Genomic DNA, 17859 nt, shown 5'->3' on the forward strand with positions numbered 1-17859 from the left:
ATATACCTCCTTTAAATATAAAACAAAAAGAGAGCACAAATTTAAGGCAAACTATACCTTAAAATTTGGCTCTCTTTAACTCCGCCATAATATATACTTCTTAATTTCAACTTTAGCTTAACATAAATATTATAAATATTCAACTATTAAATACTCTTAAATTTCGAGAAATAATCTTATAGTTCAATAGATTTCCATGGTTTTTTTAGTGTTATTTACTTTAGACATCTTTAACTTGCTATTTTAGTTCAAATACTTTATTATGTTTGATATAAAATTCTATGATTGCGCTTTTACTTCTAAAGAAGCTTTGCTGCTATCCTTTTTTGCTGGAATATATTTATATACTGCATAGTATGCTAACCCGACCATAACTGCTCCTCCAACTATATTTCCAAGAGTTACAGGAATTAAGTTATTTACGATTCCCGCTCCGTCTATCATTTTGTTTGGAGCCAATCCTGATGCTTGCGCGTATATTGGATTAGATTTAGCAAGGATTCCTGCTGTTAAGAAATACATGTTAGCAACACAGTGTTCAAAACCACAAGCCACAAAAGCCATTATAGGAAACCATATTATTGCTACTTTACTGGCAACGTCCTTCGCTGCTGCTGCTCCCCAAACTGCAAGACAAACTAAGAAATTACACATTATTCCACTAGCGAATGCTGTCCCAAATGCCAGACTACCTTTAGTTGATGCCACCTTTATTACAACTCCACCAAGTTTTCCAGAGCTCATATTAAAGACTCCTGATTGAAAAACCAAAAAAGCTATAAGCATTGAGCCAATAAAATTAGCTATATATACTATTACCCAGTTTTTTAGTACATCTTTAATACTTATTTTCCCATCTACAAGAGGTACAATCATTAAACAATTACCTGTAAATAGTTCTGCACCACACATTACTACTAACATAAGTCCTACCGGAAACACTGCACCACTTAATAGCTTAGCAACACCTGCATCTGCTACTCCATGGGAAACAACTGCTGAAGCAGCTCCTCCTACTGCAATAAATGCACCTGCTAACAGTCCTAAAATAATTTGCTGCGATGTTGTCAGACCTGCCTTACCACATCCTCCCCCTATAGATGCATCGCACAATTCATTTGGTTTTAACATTCTACTTTCCATATAGATCCCCTTCCTTTTAATTATCTTAAAATTATTTAAATAATTATGTCCATAATCAAAAAGTCACTTATACAAAAAAGCATTCTAAAATTTCATCTAATGTAATATTACCAAAGTATTGTGTTAAATTTACGCTGCTAAGTATATACTCAATAGCAGACTTTTCATATCTAATTCTCTTAAGCTTTTCCTCAAGTTCATCAACGCTGCATAATGCTAAAAAGTCTCCATAAATTTTACACTCGTTAATAAGTCCACTATTAACATTAAGTAAAACTTCTAATTTACCATTAGCAAATCTCTTTGAGCTTTTAAAATTAAATTTCGGAGATTTTCCATAGTTCCATTCCCAGGTGTCATATTTACTTTCTTTAAGTTTAGTTATAGATACTAGATCATTTTCGGATAGGTGATATTCCTCAAGAATGTTATTCTCAAACAAATTTTTTAGCAACAATTCTTTGAATCCGTTTACATCGGTACCTTCTCTTAGGTAATCTTTAATATTAGTTACCCTACTTCTTACCGATTTAATACCTTTAGACTGTATTTTGTCCAGCTGTACATTTAGTACCTTCCCTATAATATCTAGATTTGAGTCAAATAACAGAGTGCCATGATGAAGAATTCTCCCCTTATGCATACTTTGAGCATTTCCTGAAAACTTTTTGCCATCTATAGTAAGATCATTTCTACCGCTTAACTCAGCATCTACTCCTAGTTTTTTCAATGCATTTATAACTGGTATTGTGTATTTTTTATAGTCAATCATATTATTCTTATCATATCCTGTTATGAATGAAAAATTTAAATTGCCTAGATCATGGTAAACAGCTCCACCACCTGTTATTCTTCGTACTACTTTTATATTGTTTTCCTGTACGAAGTTAGCATTAATTTCTTCTATAGTGTTTTGATGTCTTCCTATAACTATCGTATTTTCATTCTGCCACAAAATGATAAAGTCTTCCTGCATTCCAACAGTCTTAAATATATACTCTTCTAGTGCTAAATTAAAATATGGGTTAAATGAATTACTTAAAATATATTTCATAAAACTGCCTCCAGTTAGCATAAATTTAATTGTGAAATTTTAAACTATTTAGCATAAGCTAAAGTAGTTATTGCTCCAATTGAAACATCTCCAACTACGGCTAAATCTTCCGCAGAAAAATAAAATGGAACATTGCCATTAAATAATATTTGTGATGAAGGAGGGAACTCCTCATCTCCTTCCCATAGAGCAAAAGTTACATATATATTATTTAAAAATTCAAATTTATAAGCTATATCCCCCATATCTACTTTTTCTGCTCCAATTTTTTCAAATGCATTTTTAAACTTTTCTAGGTTCTGTCCAAAGGTTTTTGCTAATCTTAAAAGACATCTTCCATAGAAATTGTTATAATACATATTTCCACCATCAACGTCTCTGTATGTTATATTTTTATCTAATGGAGCAACTCCCTTTGCATTCATCAAATATCTTAATACTAATGTTTTAGGTGCATATTTTTCTATTGACCTTCCATCTTCCTTTAATACTTCTCCTGATGGATATCTTACTATTATATTTTCTCCCATCAATCTAACTACAAATTGCTGTTTTTCTTTATTATATATACATCCAGTATTTTGTTCCATTTCTTCAGGATTAAAGTTTTTAAATATACTTTTGTTATATTCATATGGTATTTTATCTTTTCTCTTTTCTTCTATTGCAACTTTATCCATAACCACTTTTCATCCTTTCAACTTCATATATGGTGAACTTATGTTAGTAATATAAAAAAATTACGACGTAATTTTTTAGAGGACAGAGGACAATTGACAGAGGACAGTGAAGGAGGATTTTTCTCCGCTACACTACGAAAAATCTTTAATTTATATAAATTAGCGATGTTTTGCATTAGCAAAACAAGCCTAAAAAAATAAATTAATTTTCTGACGTAAGGAAGAAAACTCACCTTCACTGTCCTCTGTCCTCTGTCTTCTGTCCTCTAATAAAAATTTTGTATCACAAAATTTTTAAGTTACGAATTAAACACTAAATATGCTTTTGAGCTTCTAATAGCATTTCATCTGCCTTTTCCATATATTCAATTGCTTTTGCAATATAAGTAGATGTTTCTGTTTTATCCATAGTTTTTGCTTTTTCAACCCATTCTTTAAAACTTTCTTCGTGAGATTTATTATGATCAACCCAATGATGTAACAAAACTTTTAATGTTTTTTCTTCCTTAGTTAGATTATCATCTACTGTTGCTCCACACTCATGATTATGTCCTTGTCCACAACAATTGCTGTGCTTATGATCATGGTCTCCGCTATGATCGTGATCATGACTATGCTTATGCTCGTGGTCATGTGAATGAACATGACTATGTCCATGCGTATGTTCTTCTATGCCATGACTATGTTTGTGCTCATGTTGATGCTCATGTTCATGTGAATGAGCATGGCTATGTTCATGTGAATGTTCTTTACTCATAATAAGTACCTCCTCATAAGTTACATATTTATTTAACTTTTTCAATAATTATTTTGTGCTCTAAAAGTCTTACTTCTTTTAACATTCCTTCAATTAACTGTTCCTCTCCTAAAAGATCTGTTAATAACAATTTCCCATTTTCTTTTGGTACTACATCTACTACATAGTCCATTACTTTTCTTTCACCTTCTGGTGTAATTAAATATGCTGTTGATTCACACATTTTTGTTACCTCCTTAACAATTGTTCCACACTTGGAAACTTTTCAATATCAGTATGCGGCAAAAAGCACGCAGATACAAATTCATCCATATATCCTGGTTCCACACTAAGTTCAACATAAGTCATATGATTTGCTACTTCTTCTAATTTATGTCTTGCATCTTCACTCATTAAGGTTAAGTAACATCCCATTAAAGAACTATTACCTATATAAGAGATTTTATCTTGTTCTATATCAGGAAGCATCCCTATTTTTATAGAGTTTCCTATATCTAAGCTGTTGCCTATACCACCTGCTATATAAATTTTGTCTATCATAGTGAAGTCCATTCCAAGTCCACTTAGAAGAGTGTTGACTCCCGAATAAATAGCTGCCTTTGCTCTAATAAAATTATCTATGTCAACTTCCGTTATGGCAATATCTTTTTCCAATTTATATTCTTCTTTAAATACTATTACGTATTCTCCAATTCCGTGTTCGTCAAATCTTACTCTTGATGTCCCTAGACCTTTTACAAGTTTTCCCCTTCTGTCAATCAGTCCAGATAGCATCATTTCACATATTAAGTCAATAATTCCTGAACCACAAATTCCTGCTGGCTTTTCATCTCCAATCACACTAATTTTAGGTTCATAAGTGTCTCTTTCAATTTTAACTTCTTCTATTGCTCCACCTGCTGCTCTCATCCCACAGCTTATTTCTCCACCTTCAAAGGCAGGTCCAGCAGAGCAAGCACAGGTCATTAAAAATTCTCTATTTCCAAATACAATTTCACCGTTAGTTCCTAAATCAATAAAAAGTATATTTTCGTCAGACGCCCATATACCTGATGCTAGAACTCCAGCAGTAATGTCGCCTCCAACATAACTTGCAACAGAGGGTACTAAGTATATAAAGGTTTCTGAATTAACTGCTATTTCCAATTCAGATGCTTTTATAAAAGGTGATTTTACAAAAGCCGGAATATAAGGTTCCATTCTTAAGTAATCAGGATAAACCCCTAAAAACAAATGGGACATTGTAGTATTTCCTGCAGCTATAAAGGATACTACTTCATCCTTTGATATACCAGAATCTTTATACATTTTTCTTAAAAGTGGATTTATAGTTTCATTGATTATTGCATTATTTAGCTCTTCAAGTCCATTTCCTCTTGTTGAATATATTATCCTATTTATAACATCTGCACCATACTTTATTTGTGCGTTTCCTGAAGATGCCTTTGCTACAAGTGTACCGCCATATAAATCTACTAAACAGGCTGCCACAGATGTAGTTCCAATATCTAGTGCTACACCATAGAGTCTATCTGTAGTATTTCCCTTTTCCATATTAATTATAGTAGTTTTACCTTCTCCTCTTGGTATATGCGTTATAGTAACTTCAAAATCAGCTTCCCTTATAAGCGAAGATATTTTTCTAAGCATAGGAAGTCTACAAAATACTTGATTATATCCTAAGTGATTTCTTAAATGCCTTTTAATTCTCTCAAAATCAGATATATTGTCATCTAATGTTGGAGGATCTAGTTTTATAAAATCCTTTTTTACATATGTTTTGAATTCCATTCCATTCTCTGATAACTTCTGCTTTGATTTTTCAAATATTTCATGTTCTCTTTTACCGGATAAATCTTCAATTTTCATACCATGCATAGCTGACGATGCATTAGAAGGAATCTCAATAACTACATCTTCTATCACCTTTGAATTACAAGCTAAAATATATCCTTCATTCCACTCTTCATCCTTTATATGCCTGCTTTTTTCAGTATCTATTTTTCCTTCAAGAATTTTTACCTTACACTTTCCACAAACACCATTTCCATTACAAGGAGCATCAATAAATATTTCAGCTTTTCTAGCAACCTCTAATAGGTTTTCCCCATTTTCTACTACTATCTCCCTGTTTTGTGGAACAAATTTAACTCTTAGCATATTTTGTAAATACCTCCTTAAAAAAAACTTTCTCGGTTAAATTACCGAGAAGTTTTTTTCTACTTTAAGCCTGATTCATATCCAGAAGCATTTAATAAATTTTCAAGCTCCCCTTTATCGCTTACTTTTACTTTTACTATCCAAGCATCATAAGCATTTTCATTTATATATTCAGGTTCGTCGTCTAACTTTTCGTTAACTTCCAAAACTTCTCCTGATATAGGAGCTATCAAATCTGAAGCTTTCTTTGAGGACTCAACTACTCCAAAAGCTTTTCCTTGAGCTATTTCTTCTTCTACTTCTGGCATCTCTACAAATAATATTTCGCCAAGTTGATCTTGTGCAAAATCGCTTATTCCTATATATGCTACATCGCCATCTATTTTAGCCCATGTATGTTCGCTGCTGTAATATAATTCACTTGGAAAATTCATTATTAACACCCCTTCTTCTAATTTTTATTAGAGGACAATTGACAGAGGACAGAGGACAGTGATGGTAAGTTATATAAATTAAAGATTTTTCGTAGTGTAAGGTCGAAAAATCCTCCTTCACTGTCAATTGTCAATTGTCCTCTGTCAATTATTTATTACATTATTGGATCCATATTTAACGCTGGATGTTCTTTTTCTGTTAAGAATGCTAAAACTGCATCTGAATCTGTAGCTATAGTTTCATCGCAAATTCTATCTGCAAAATTGTCTATATCATATAATTCTTTAGCAGTAGCATTTAGTTTGTCAGCTACAAAGTCTTTTAATTCTTTTGGCATCCAAACTATTCTTTCTATTCCACCTTCTGCTCTCATAAATTTCTTTGATGGAATAAATGATCTTCCATGTCCCATAAATCCTGGAGTTTGTACTCCACCACCTGTCATTGATGCAAGTTCTCCAAATGTCATTCCAAGTGGAGTCACAGCACCAAATTCTCTATTAACTATTACAACACCATTAGCTTCTGGCATTATACCTGTAATACATTCGAAACATCCACAGGAAGTCATTGGGCTATTTAATATACTATATAATGTAACTTCATTTACTGCACCTTGAGAACCTTTTGAAACAGCTTCATTTACTCTTTCCCAAATACCGTAGTTTTCATCAACTACGCCTTCTTTTGGTACTGCTTGACAAGGTCCTGTTGGATTTAACTCAAGTGTTGCTTTAGCATCTAACCATGAAACTGCACCACATAGGCCAAGTCTTTCTGGCGTAACTATACATATATGTGCTGGAGCAAATGATTGACAAAGGTTACAAGTATAGAATGTATCAACTTTTTCATCTATTAAGTTGCTGAGTCTTTCATCTCTTTCAGCAAATCTTGGCATAGCAAGTTTGTCTTTCAATTCTACAACTTTATCTGGATCAGTTATTATAGTAACTTCACACTTATCTACAACTGAACCAAATTCATCTAACATCTTAGCATATACTACTTCGCCAAAGTGTTTTAATCTGAAACCTTTTTCAAAAGCTTCCTTACCAATTCTCAACCAAGTAAGATTTCTTTGTCCAACGTGCATTACACCTTCGATATAGTTTAAGAAGTAGTGAAGTCTTCTCTCTAGAACTGGTTCGAAGTCTTTTTGCATATTAGCTCCTGCTACCTTAATAAGCATTCCTAAAGGCATTCTTCCTGGAGCAGTTGTTATGCTATCTATGTCTGGTCCTATTACTTCTATTTTATGATCTTCAATTTCACCTGGTTCAGCGCTCATTACTAATTCCCAACCTTCAGTCTTACCACCACCGAACTCAGCGAACATGTCGTTCTTTCTTATTCTTTCACCTTCGAATGCTGCTGCAAACGCAACTGGTATTGGAATTTCAGTAACTTTTATCTTTATCTTTCTAGCTTCAAGGGAAGTTTTAACTACTTTATCATAATCTTTTTGAGTTAATAATAATGTAGGAACTTCTGTTACAGTTTGGTCAGTTATTACAGGGAATCCAAGTGCTATAGCACCTGCACCACATGAAACTACAAGTTCGCTTAATGGTCCAAAGGCATTTACGAAAGCTGGTACTCTGTCTGAACAATATTGAAGAACTTCAGCTAAATTACCTGGCTTAACTCCTCCGAATATTAAAGCTGCTCTTATAGCAACAGTTACAACGTGAATTACTGATGTAACATCATATCCTAATGGAACAACTCTTAGGTCTAGACCCATTTTAACGTTGCCTTCTATAGCTTGGTCTATAACTTTTCCAACTAGGAATGTCATTATTCCTTTTGATTGGTAATCTTTTATAACCTTTGCTGCACTTTCAGCATCTGGACATTCTCCAAGTACTACTGCAACTCCAGGAATATCTCCAGTAACTAGTGGTACTCCTAATGAACGAATTATAGGGTCTGATACAAAACCTACGCATGGCTCAGAATATGGAGCATCTGAAAGTACGTACTTAGCTGCTTCAACTATTTCAGCTGCAACAGCTGTAGCCAATCCTGAATTTAATGCTTTATCTAGCATTTCTTCTTCTACTATTAAGCTTCTAACTATGTCTAAAGCGCCTTCTAATTCTGCTACTGTTGTAATCTTCTTTCCTGTAGCAGCATAGATTACTGGTAATGAATATGCAGTATCAGGAAATGCAACCTTATGATCTCTGCCTTTTTCTTCAACTGCCTTTTTAACAATACCTTCTGCAGCTGCTAAAGCCTGCTTGGAACCAGTGAATATAGTTTGAAATAAATTCATTTTTTAGCCCCTCCCTAAATTAAAAGTTTATGTTAATTTTATAAGTCCAAATATGAGTCAGCGTATAAAACAGCTCCGTTTATAACGTCGCAAGTTTTAATAGTTTCCATTAATCTCTTGTCACAAGGATTCATGATTGCGGAAGTAAGTCCACATTGCATAGCCATAGCTGCATAAGTAGCATCCATTATTCCTCTTATTTCTTTTGGAGCTCCGTTTGATACATTGCTTAACCCACAACAAGTTCTAAGTCCCATTTCGCTTATCATTTTAATAGCTTCTAAAACTTCTTTTTGTTTATCTTGCATTCCTTTTATAACTAGGAATAGAGGATCAAATAATAAGTCTGTTGGATCCATTCCAAGTCCCATAGCTCTTTCAAGCATTTCTGTGCAATATGCCATTCTTTCATCATTGTCTCTTGTTATACCTTCTTTTGCACATAGAGCTATACACATAGCATCATATTCTGCTGCTAAATCTATATTTCCAATTCTGTCGCCAGCATCAGCTGAATTTATGATTGGTTTTCCTTTTGTTCTATTGTAAACTTTAAGTCCAGCTTCTATAGCTTTCTTATTTGTTGTGTCTAATGCAATCGGAACATTATCAAATTCTTTTTGAAGTAATTGAACTCCCCATTGCATTAACTCTTCTCCGCCTTTTTCAGCTGGTCCTATATTAAAATCTAAGTAGTGAGCACCTGCATCTAATTGCTCTTTTGCTCTTTTAAATATTTGCTCTGGATTTCTTTCCTCTATAGCCTTTCTAATAGCTGGTGATATACAGTGAATTCTCTCACCTATAATCATAAACTTTTCCATTGATAAATGCCCTCCCATTTAATGTTTTATTTTTTTATTACATTATTTTATTCAGCATTATATTTATATTGAGAACCAGAGATACTAACCCTGATTCTCAATTTTTGTTTATTATTTCCCAGCTAACTCTTTTAAGAACTTAGGTATAAACATAGCTTCTGTAGTTCCAACTATGATTTCCCATCCTGGTAAGTTCTCTTCTAAGTCACCTTTTAATACAGCAACTTTTCCTGGAAGTATAAGTTTTCTGCTCTTAACTTTTTCTTCTACTCCACTTTCTTTTATAAACTTAGCTATGCTACTAGCTGTAAATTTACCCGCAGCCCATGATGTAAGAACTGAGTATCCCCCAGCATCTGGAATAGCCATCCATACAGGCATTTTTGATCTTTCAACTTCACCTGATACTATGAAGTAAGTTAGAGCAAAGTCAACTGTACATATTAATGGAGAATTTTCATCTGGATTATTTACTCCATATAAACCTGGCTCTACTCTCATTGGTTTTTGTGGATCAGTAAATATGTTTTGTCTTATTCCATATAGAGGTAAAGCTCTTGCATAGTCTATATCGCTTAGAACTATTATTGAACCATACTTCATTGTGAATAATGTAGATAGCGCTATTTCCATAAATTTATCGCCTTTAGCAAGTGTATCTACAAATAAAATTGAAGGGTATCCGAATGTTCTATCTTGTCCTTGAATATTCATTCTTCTTATTTGTACTGTGTTCTCAAATGCTTCTTTAATTGAAGTTGAAGCTGGATCAAGAATTAAATTCTTATATCCTAATTTTTGGATCTCTTCAACTAGTCCATATAAAGCTTCTAAGTTGTCAGCTTTTACTCCTAAAGCTAAATTATCAGCCTTAACAAGTTCAACCATTTCCTTATAGTTGTCCTTATTAGCGCCATAAACTATAGGATTTTCAGCTTTTACTAATTCTAAAGCTTCTTTAGCAACTGCAACGTCTTCACAAATTAGTATGTAAGCTACCTTTAACCCGCTGTCTTTTACTTTTTTAACTAAAGCGATGAATTTGTCTTTATTTCCAGCATATTTTAATGCAGCAAATTCAACCTTCATATCTTCACCGATTCTCACATAATCTACGTCTTTCATATGTTGAATCTTTGTATCTATTTCAGCATCATCCATACAGTCTGATAATAATACTGCAAATCTATTTCTGTTAACGAAAGTTTTTTCATGACGGAACATTACAGTTTCTCCACCGAGTTTGTACTCAGTTTCGCCTTTACCAACTGTTAAAGTCTTCATTAATGGTGCTGTAGCTTCTGATAATTTTTCTATAGCCTCTGAGCTCATATGAGGACATTTTCCTATTTCTACAGCTCCAGTAGCAACTTTCATTGAGAAAGCTAAGCAAGTTGGAAATCCACAATCTTTACAATTCTTTTTAGGTGTTAATTTAAATATATCTAATCCTGTTAAAGCCATTTTTAATCCTCCCTTATCTAATCCCAGTAAATTTTTAAATTTATTATGCTAATAATTCATTTATAAATTTCTTAATTGTTTCTACTGATTTTGGGTGACGTAAGATTACTGCATTTGATCCTGATACTAATACACCTGATGCAGTAGCTACTTCCATTCCTATACCTCTTTCTTCTTGACATCCCCATTGTGGTGAATCTTTTTCTAACTCAATTGATTCTTTTACTTTCCATGCATCAAATGAAACAGGTGTAATTATAGGAATTTGTAAAGTTTTATCATCTTGTCCTAATGCTGCAAGTCTTATTCTATCTAAAGTTGAGATAACATACTCATAACCATATCCAGCTGCTGCACATCCAATGTTGTCAACTATCTTTTCATTAACAACTCCTAATTGGTTAACTAGTATATTCATTTGTTTTGCAAGGTTTATATCAACTGAAGATTCAGCTCCAATTTTATGATTGTAAGCCATAGCACCTGCTGCTGCTACAGTTTTGTAGTTATCTTCAACAGCTGCAAGTAAAAGTACATTATGTCCATCTACTGCTTGCGCAACTTTTTCAAATAACTTAGCGTCTTTATCATGGTTACCTGTTCCTGCAATTACAAGTGGAGTCTTAACTGCTTCAGCTACAGCCTTTGCAGTGGCTGCACATTCTTCTGCAGATCTATTTAACCCATTTGGATCTGCACTATCTAACTTTAAGCAAATAAAGTCTGGTGCATATTTTTCTTCCACAAATTTTGCCCATGCAACAGGATCATTGCATACATCTTTATAAAGCTCTTTTAAAGCATCTATCCACTCTTCTGGGAAAATATCTGAAATTTCCATACCAACTTTTTGAGTGTTTCCTACATTTCCATCAAAAGAATAGAAAGATAGTACATTTTCACCGCCTAATTTTATAGCCTTTTCTCCAGTTCCTATTTCTACTTCACAAATCTTACCTGAAAATTTCTGTGCTGATTTTTTGAACATAGCTTAATGCCTCCTTAAATTATTTTTTTAATGCTATTTTAGATAAAATATCATATAGTGCTTTTTTAGATAGAGAGTCCTCAGGCATTTCCACTAATGGCTTACCACTAGTATCATACTCGTATACCATAGGATCCATAGGCACAACTCCTATTAAATCTAATTGTTGATTCCTAATTTCCTCCATTGTACCTTCGTTTAATTTGCCATCTGGCGCTCTATTAACTATCAAGTAAACCTGCCCAACATTTAGTTTTAATTCGTCAATTAGCTGCCTTATTCTTCCTACAGCTTGAATTCCTCTTCTGGAACAGTCACTTACTAAGAATAAAGTATCTATTTCTTCAACTACTTTTCTACTTAAGTGCTCCATTCCAGCTTCATTATCTACAACAAGATAATTGTAGTTTCCTGATAATGAATCTATTTGAGTTTTTAATACCCCATTTACATAACAATAACAGCCTGGCCCTTGGGATCTTCCCATTACAATCAAGTCATAACCGTCTCCTTCAGTTACAGCAGTACTTAATTTATATTTTAAGTAATCTGCCTTTAACATTCCTCCTGGGAAGTTATCTTCAAGTGATCTTTTGCTGGCATCTTCTCTTATCTCACCAATAGTTTCTTCAATTTCTACACCTAATACTTCATTTAAATTTGCATTTGCGTCGGCATCAACTGCAAGTATAGGTCCCTGACCCTTTTTCACAAGGTAATCTATTAAAAGACCTGTTAAAGTAGTTTTTCCAGTGCCGCCTTTACCTGCTACAGCTATTTTATATCCCATAGTTCAACCTCCTCCTATTGCTATGCATAGGGGTAACCCCTATGCTATTACTCTACTGAATGAACACATTGTTTATGAACATCATGAAGTGCTTCCATAATTCCTTCACATAAAGTTGGGTGTGGATGGATTACTTCACCTACCTGTTCTGCTGTTAATCCAAGCTCACAAGCTAGTGTTAACTCGCCAAGCATATCTGATGCACGTTCTCCGATTATAGATGCTCCAATAATTACATCTTTTTCATCTGTAATTACTTTTACAAATCCCTGGAATTTGCCCATAGCTTGAGCTTTTCCAAGACCTCTGAAATCGAATTTTCCTACTTTATAATTGATGCCAGCTTCTCCAGCTTGTTTTTCCTTCATACCAACAGAAGCAACTTCTGGTTCTGTAAATATACAGCCTGGTACAGCTTTATAGCTAACTTTCTTTTTCTTATCTAATACAGCATTTTCTATAGCTACAATACCTTGCCTTGAAGCTAGGTGAGCTAAATCTGGACCTATAGTTAAGTCACCTATGGCATAAATGCCTTCTACGCTGCTTTCTAAATACTCATTAACTATTACTCTGCCTCTTTCTGTCTGTATGCCTAACTCTTCTAATCCAAGACCATCAGTATATGGTCTTCTGCCAATAGCTACAAGCATCTTTTCTGCTTCTACTTTTTTACCACTGCTTAAAATTGCAATTACTTTGCCATCTTCAACTTCTACAGTTGAGATACCATCACCTACAAAGAACTTTAATTTTTCTTGCTTAAAGCTTCTTTGCAATATCTTTGCTACATCTTCATCTTCAAGTGGTAATAGTTGTGGTAACATTTCTACTATTTTAACTTCAGTTCCAAGTCTATTTAGGAACTGACCTATTTCACAACCAATTACACCTCCACCAACAACAATTATTGATTTTGGTTGTTCTTTAAGATTTAAAACCTCATCAGAAGTCATTACATTTTTGCCATCATAAGGAAGGAATTTTGGAACTACTGGTACAGAACCTGTAGCAAGAATTATCTTGTCAGCCTGTATACTCTCCTTTGTTCCATCTTCCTTTGTAACTTCAACTTCTTTATTACTTACTAATTTTCCTAGACCTCTTACAAGTTTTACTCCCTTGCTTTCAAATAAGAACTCAATTCCTTTTACAAGCTGGGTAACTACCTTTTCTTTTCTTTCTATTATAGTTGCAAAATCAGCTTTTATATCCCCTTCGATTTGAATGCCATATTTTTTAGCTTCTTTAACTGTATTTAATATGTCTGAACAAGCAAGTAGGGCTTTTGTAGGTATACATCCTACGTTTAGGCAAGTTCCTCCTACTTTGCCTTTCTCAACTATTGTAACTTCTGCACCTAGCATAGCTGCTTTAAGCGCAGCTACATATCCCCCCGGACCTCCCCCAATAACAACTAACTTCATCTCAATCGCTCCTTATTTTATTTTTACAATCCCGCTTCATCTAGTATTAATGGAACATTTTCTTCAGCACCAATTGCCATTATATGAACTCCATCACAAAGACCTTGTTCCTTAGCTTGTCTTATGAATTCTCCAGATATTTTTATTCCTTCTTGAATCTTGTTTTCTGCACTTTTCATTCTTTCGATTAATTCATCTGGAACATAAATTCCTGGAACATTATTATTCATATATTTTGCCATTCCTGCTGATTTTAGTGGAATTATACCAACCATAAGCTTAGCATCTAAATGTTTAGTCTTCTCTCTAAAATCTCTTAATGTATCTATATCATATACAGCTTGTGTTTGAAAGAATCTAGCACCAGCCTGTATTTTCTTTTCCATTTTTAATATCTGCAATTCTACAGGATCATATCTTGGTGTTACACAAGCACCTAGATAAAAACTAGGAGTTCCATTCAATTCATGACCTGTCATGTCTTTTCCACTTGATATGGTAGATGCTACCTGAAGTATACCTACGCTATCTAAATCATAAACTGGCTTAGCGCCTGGATGATCTCCTGTCATAGTGTAATCACCAGTTAAAGCCAAAACATTCTCTATTCCAAAAACTCCTGCAGATAGAAGCTCTCCCTGAATTGCTATTCTATTTCTATCTCTTCCTGTAATTTGAAGAACAGGCTCTAATCCTGAATCTTTTAACACTTTACATGTTGCCAAGGATGTTGCCTTTAGTGTTGCAGATTGGAAATCAGTTACGTTCACTCCATGGGCTCTTCCCTTTATAGCCTTAGCACATTCTATTAAGTGGGAAAAATTTATACCTTTTGGAGGTGCCATTTCCGCTGTAACTGCAAACTCTCCTCTTTCAAAAGCATCTTTTAATAGGCTCATTTCTAATCCCCCTTAGATTATTCCTTGTCTCTCAAGTCTACTTTTCTTGGATGTGCACAAATTGCGAAATCTCTTGGTTCTCTCATTTCCATCAAGTTATCAAGTCTGTTTTGATCTTTTAACTTGTTATATATAAGAATCCATGCACAATCGTTGTTATGATCAACTTCGCACTTTCCATCTCTAGCTCCACCACAAGGTCCATTTAAAAGTCCTTTTGCACACATTGTTACTGGACATATTCCGCCTGACCATGCAAGCTGACAGTTTCCACATGCCTTACAAGCTTCTGCGTATTGTCCTACTCTTTCTACTTCACCTATAAACATTGTATTATTAGCAGGATAAACAGGTATACTTGTAAGCTTTGCAACAGTTTGTGTTCCATCTCCACAAGCCAATGATAGAATTGCATCAGCTTCTTTTAACTCTTCTTTAAAGGACTTTAAATCTTTTTTTGTTTTTAACAAATTACAAGAAGGATCTAATATTTTATATCCTAATACTGTCTTACCTTTTTCTTCTAGCTTAGTCTTCATTTCTAAAGCTTCTTCTTCTCCACCTACCTTACAAGTAGATGCACATAAAGAACATCCTGTAATTATCACTTTTTCACTGCCATCTAAATATTGAAGCACTTCCTCAAACGGCTTTTTTTCTGAAATAATCATTCTTATTCCCCCATCATACCCAATGCTTATAGGTTATTTTGTAATTTGCATGCTTTTACAACATGTTTTGCAAGTATTGAAGTAGTAACTGATCCTACACCTGCTGGAACTGGTGTTATCATTGAAGCTTTTTCTGTACAGTCTCCTGTATTAACGTCACCACACAAGTTTCCTTGCTCATCAACATTTATACCAACATCTATAACTACAGCACCCTCTTTAACATAGCTCGAGTCAATCATTTTTGCCTTACCAATTCCGACTACTAAAACATCTGCTTCAGAGCATACTTTAGGCATATCTTGAGTTCTTGAATGACATATAGTAACTGTAGCATTTTCATTTAAAAGAAGCATAGATACTGGCTTTCCTACAACCATTGATCTTCCAACAACTACAGCTTTCTTACCTTTCATAGGTACGTTATAATGTTTTAATATTTCGATAACTGCTGACGGAGTACATGGTGCATATCCTGTAGAATCGTTTTCCATAACCTTAGCCACATTTACTGGACTAAAGCAGTCAACATCTTTTTCAGGTGCAATAACATATTTGATAACACTTTCATCAAGTTGTTTTGGGAAAGGTCTAAAAATTAGAATTCCATGAGTTGATTTGTCTTCGTTTACTTTTTTAAGTTCTTTTATAAAATCTTCTTGTATTATATCTTCAGGGAGCTCTACTACTTGTGTCGCAATTCCAATTCCATCACATCTTTTTAAAGCTCCTCTTTCATAAGCCAGGTCACTTCCGTTTGCTCCAACTCTTACTATTGTAAGCTTCGGAGTAATACCCTTTGCCTTTAATTCTACTACTTCCTTAGTTAACTCTTCGCTTATAGCATCTGCAACTGGTTTTCCTTTAATTATTTGACCCATACTTACTATCTCCTTCATATAAAAATTCGGGATTAAAATCTTCACAATTTCTCTTCGGAAGAGGATACTCCCTCTTCCGAAGATTATCTTTATTTAGAAAGTGCTTTTACCACTTTCGCATAAACTTCATCAGCTATTCTAACACCCTCTTCAACTAGAGGTTCTGTCGCTTTTTTAACCTTATCAACATATTCACTATCTTTTATCGAATTTATGTTGATTATTACATTTAATTGAGCTCCGTATATTGCAGCTCTTAAGCATTGTACACCTACTCCAACATCGCTTATTGCAAGCATTGAGCAGTTATCTACTAAATCTTCATGTAATTTTATAGATTCATAAGCTAGCTTAACTATCGCTACTGGAACTTCACATGCATCTTTTAAGCACTTTTCTAATGTTTCCTCTTTTAATTTCTTCTCTTCCTCAGTATCTTTAGGCATTCCATAAGCTTTTGAAAGAGGTAGAAAGCATTCTGCATCTGCGTCTATCATTTTTAATAGCTCTTTTTGGAGCTCTTCTGCTCTGTTTAATATACCTTTAACCTTCTCTTCAAACTCAGCAAATTTTTTCTTGCCTATAGTTAGATTACACACCATACTTCCAAGTGCCATTCCTATTGCACCAGTTAAAGCTGCTGCGCCACCACCACCTGGAACTGCTGCTTTAGAAGCAAGAACTTCTATAAACTCTGTACTAGTCTTATCTGCTAGTTTCATAGCCTTGTCCTCCTAAATCTTAGAATAATCCGCTTATTACTCCGTTTTCGTCAACATTTATTCTTTCAGCCGCTGGAACTTTAGGAAGTCCTGGCATTTTCATTATTGCTCCAGTTACTGCAACAACAAAACCTGCACCTGCTGAAATTGTTACTTGTCTTACAGTTATATTAAATCCTGTAGGTCTTCCAAGTTTAGTTTGGTCATCAGTTAAGGAGTACTGAGTTTTTGCCATACATATTGGAGTTTTTCCAAATCCATTCTTCTCTAGTTCATCAATTTCTTTGTTAGCTTGATCTGTAAATATTACATCATCAGCTCCATATATCTTTTGAGATATAGCTCTTATTTTATCTCTTATTGGAAGTTCAGCATCATAAGAGAATTGGAATTCATTTTCGCCTGCTTCTATTAATCTAACTACTTCTTTAGCTACTTCAACTCCACCTTCTCCGCCTTTTGCCCAAACTTCTGAAAGTTTAACGTTAACTCCTAATTCCTTACATTTTGTTTCAACTAACTTTAACTCTGCTTGAGTATCAGTTGGGAATGCATTTATTGCTACTACTGCTGGTAGTTTGAATACTTTAGTTATATTTTCAACGTGTTTCAATAAGTTTGGAAGTCCTTTTTCAAGAGCTTCTAAGTTTTCATTATTTAATTCAGCCTTTGGTACTCCTCCG

18 protein-coding genes are annotated in these 17859 nt (G+C 34.1%); all 18 read right to left on the reverse strand.

Annotation, left to right across the window (positions count from 1 at the left end; genetic code table 11):
• Positions 1 to 279: 279 nt before the first annotated feature.
• Positions 280 to 1143: a formate/nitrite transporter family protein gene (locus I6U51_RS14530; protein ID WP_211143317.1), complete on the reverse strand. Its 864-nt coding sequence runs from the start codon at positions 1141 to 1143 to the stop codon at positions 280 to 282.
• Positions 1144 to 1210: 67 nt separating this feature from the next.
• A complete protein-coding gene (gene lplA, locus I6U51_RS14535; RefSeq protein WP_211143318.1) occupies positions 1211 to 2197 on the reverse strand; it encodes a lipoate--protein ligase in 987 nt (328 codons plus the stop codon).
• Between the two features lie 44 nt (positions 2198 to 2241).
• Positions 2242 to 2877, reverse strand: a complete 636-nt coding sequence (locus I6U51_RS14540; RefSeq protein ID WP_211143319.1) for a DUF3786 domain-containing protein — start codon at positions 2875 to 2877, stop codon at positions 2242 to 2244.
• Between the two features lie 313 nt (positions 2878 to 3190).
• A complete protein-coding gene (locus I6U51_RS14545; protein ID WP_211143320.1) occupies positions 3191 to 3634 on the reverse strand; it encodes a DUF8180 domain-containing protein in 444 nt (147 codons plus the stop codon).
• A 28-nt stretch (positions 3635 to 3662) separates the two neighbouring features.
• Positions 3663 to 3857 carry a CooT family nickel-binding protein gene (locus tag I6U51_RS14550; RefSeq protein WP_178908500.1) on the reverse strand — a complete coding sequence of 65 codons (195 nt, stop codon included), beginning with the start codon at positions 3855 to 3857 and terminating at the stop codon, positions 3663 to 3665.
• Positions 3858 to 3862: 5 nt separating this feature from the next.
• Entirely contained in the window at positions 3863 to 5794 is a 1932-nt protein-coding gene (gene acsV / locus I6U51_RS14555) for a corrinoid activation/regeneration protein AcsV (protein ID WP_211143321.1), read from the reverse strand.
• A 59-nt stretch (positions 5795 to 5853) separates the two neighbouring features.
• Entirely contained in the window at positions 5854 to 6228 is a 375-nt protein-coding gene (gene gcvH, locus I6U51_RS14560) for a glycine cleavage system protein GcvH (RefSeq protein ID WP_211143322.1), read from the reverse strand.
• 155 nt (positions 6229 to 6383) lie between these two features.
• Positions 6384 to 8510 (reverse strand): acetyl-CoA decarbonylase/synthase complex subunit alpha/beta, encoded by a 2127-nt coding sequence (gene acsB / locus I6U51_RS14565; RefSeq protein ID WP_211143323.1) that lies wholly within the window; start codon positions 8508 to 8510, stop codon positions 6384 to 6386.
• Between the two features lie 38 nt (positions 8511 to 8548).
• Positions 8549 to 9334, reverse strand: coding sequence for a carbon monoxide dehydrogenase/acetyl-CoA synthase methytransferase subunit (acsE, locus tag I6U51_RS14570; protein ID WP_211143324.1), 786 nt, complete (start codon positions 9332 to 9334; stop codon positions 8549 to 8551).
• Between the two features lie 111 nt (positions 9335 to 9445).
• A complete protein-coding gene (acsC, locus tag I6U51_RS14575) occupies positions 9446 to 10798 on the reverse strand; it encodes an acetyl-CoA decarbonylase/synthase complex subunit gamma (protein ID WP_211143325.1) in 1353 nt (450 codons plus the stop codon).
• A 43-nt stretch (positions 10799 to 10841) separates the two neighbouring features.
• A complete protein-coding gene (acsD, locus tag I6U51_RS14580; protein WP_211143326.1) occupies positions 10842 to 11786 on the reverse strand; it encodes an acetyl-CoA decarbonylase/synthase complex subunit delta in 945 nt (314 codons plus the stop codon).
• A 19-nt stretch (positions 11787 to 11805) separates the two neighbouring features.
• Positions 11806 to 12576, reverse strand: coding sequence for an ATP-binding protein (locus I6U51_RS14585; protein WP_211143327.1), 771 nt, complete (start codon positions 12574 to 12576; stop codon positions 11806 to 11808).
• A 47-nt stretch (positions 12577 to 12623) separates the two neighbouring features.
• Positions 12624 to 14003 carry a dihydrolipoyl dehydrogenase gene (gene lpdA / locus I6U51_RS14590; protein WP_211143328.1) on the reverse strand — a complete coding sequence of 460 codons (1380 nt, stop codon included), beginning with the start codon at positions 14001 to 14003 and terminating at the stop codon, positions 12624 to 12626.
• Positions 14004 to 14026: 23 nt separating this feature from the next.
• The gene (locus tag I6U51_RS14595) at positions 14027 to 14902 is read right to left on the reverse strand and encodes a methylenetetrahydrofolate reductase (RefSeq protein ID WP_211143329.1); all 876 of its coding nucleotides are present in this window, start codon (positions 14900 to 14902) and stop codon (positions 14027 to 14029) included.
• 17 nt (positions 14903 to 14919) lie between these two features.
• The gene (locus I6U51_RS14600; protein ID WP_211143330.1) at positions 14920 to 15573 is read right to left on the reverse strand and encodes a methylenetetrahydrofolate reductase C-terminal domain-containing protein; all 654 of its coding nucleotides are present in this window, start codon (positions 15571 to 15573) and stop codon (positions 14920 to 14922) included.
• A 26-nt stretch (positions 15574 to 15599) separates the two neighbouring features.
• Positions 15600 to 16454 carry a bifunctional 5,10-methylenetetrahydrofolate dehydrogenase/5,10-methenyltetrahydrofolate cyclohydrolase gene (locus I6U51_RS14605; RefSeq protein WP_211143331.1) on the reverse strand — a complete coding sequence of 285 codons (855 nt, stop codon included), beginning with the start codon at positions 16452 to 16454 and terminating at the stop codon, positions 15600 to 15602.
• Positions 16455 to 16543: 89 nt separating this feature from the next.
• On the reverse strand, positions 16544 to 17176 hold the full coding sequence (locus tag I6U51_RS14610; RefSeq protein ID WP_178908512.1) for a cyclodeaminase/cyclohydrolase family protein: 633 nt from the start codon (positions 17174 to 17176) through the stop codon (positions 16544 to 16546).
• A gap of 19 nt (positions 17177 to 17195) precedes the next feature.
• On the reverse strand, positions 17196 to 17859 hold a 664-nt coding region (locus I6U51_RS14615), incomplete at its 5' end, for a formate--tetrahydrofolate ligase (protein WP_211143332.1).

This window comes from Clostridium aciditolerans (assembly GCF_016316925.1).
Lineage (GTDB): Bacteria > Bacillota > Clostridia > Clostridiales > Clostridiaceae > Clostridium_AM > Clostridium_AM aciditolerans.

What these genes read in the sequence shown, in the direction of transcription:
- I6U51_RS14540 (WP_211143319.1), bottom strand. Translation starts at nt 2,877, where the DNA reads ATGGATAAAGTTGCAATAGAAGAAAAGAGAAAAGATAAAATACCATAT.
- acsV (WP_211143321.1), bottom strand. Translation starts at nt 5,794, where the DNA reads ATGCTAAGAGTTAAATTTGTTCCACAAAACAGGGAGATAGTAGTAGAA.
- I6U51_RS14595 (WP_211143329.1), bottom strand. Translation starts at nt 14,902, where the DNA reads ATGAGCCTATTAAAAGATGCTTTTGAAAGAGGAGAGTTTGCAGTTACA.
- I6U51_RS14605 (WP_211143331.1), bottom strand. Translation starts at nt 16,454, where the DNA reads ATGGGTCAAATAATTAAAGGAAAACCAGTTGCAGATGCTATAAGCGAA.
- I6U51_RS14530 (WP_211143317.1), bottom strand. Translation starts at nt 1,143, where the DNA reads ATGGAAAGTAGAATGTTAAAACCAAATGAATTGTGCGATGCATCTATA.
- I6U51_RS14545 (WP_211143320.1), bottom strand. Translation starts at nt 3,634, where the DNA reads ATGAGTAAAGAACATTCACATGAACATAGCCATGCTCATTCACATGAA.
- I6U51_RS14600 (WP_211143330.1), bottom strand. Translation starts at nt 15,573, where the DNA reads ATGATTATTTCAGAAAAAAAGCCGTTTGAGGAAGTGCTTCAATATTTA.
- I6U51_RS14550 (WP_178908500.1), bottom strand. Translation starts at nt 3,857, where the DNA reads ATGTGTGAATCAACAGCATATTTAATTACACCAGAAGGTGAAAGAAAA.
- acsE (WP_211143324.1), bottom strand. Translation starts at nt 9,334, where the DNA reads ATGGAAAAGTTTATGATTATAGGTGAGAGAATTCACTGTATATCACCA.
- lpdA (WP_211143328.1), bottom strand. Translation starts at nt 14,003, where the DNA reads ATGAAGTTAGTTGTTATTGGGGGAGGTCCGGGGGGATATGTAGCTGCG.
- acsC (WP_211143325.1), bottom strand. Translation starts at nt 10,798, where the DNA reads ATGGCTTTAACAGGATTAGATATATTTAAATTAACACCTAAAAAGAAT.
- acsB (WP_211143323.1), bottom strand. Translation starts at nt 8,510, where the DNA reads ATGAATTTATTTCAAACTATATTCACTGGTTCCAAGCAGGCTTTAGCA.
- lplA (WP_211143318.1), bottom strand. Translation starts at nt 2,197, where the DNA reads ATGAAATATATTTTAAGTAATTCATTTAACCCATATTTTAATTTAGCA.
- I6U51_RS14585 (WP_211143327.1), bottom strand. Translation starts at nt 12,576, where the DNA reads ATGGGATATAAAATAGCTGTAGCAGGTAAAGGCGGCACTGGAAAAACT.
- I6U51_RS14610 (WP_178908512.1), bottom strand. Translation starts at nt 17,176, where the DNA reads ATGAAACTAGCAGATAAGACTAGTACAGAGTTTATAGAAGTTCTTGCT.
- gcvH (WP_211143322.1), bottom strand. Translation starts at nt 6,228, where the DNA reads ATGAATTTTCCAAGTGAATTATATTACAGCAGCGAACATACATGGGCT.
- acsD (WP_211143326.1), bottom strand. Translation starts at nt 11,786, where the DNA reads ATGTTCAAAAAATCAGCACAGAAATTTTCAGGTAAGATTTGTGAAGTA.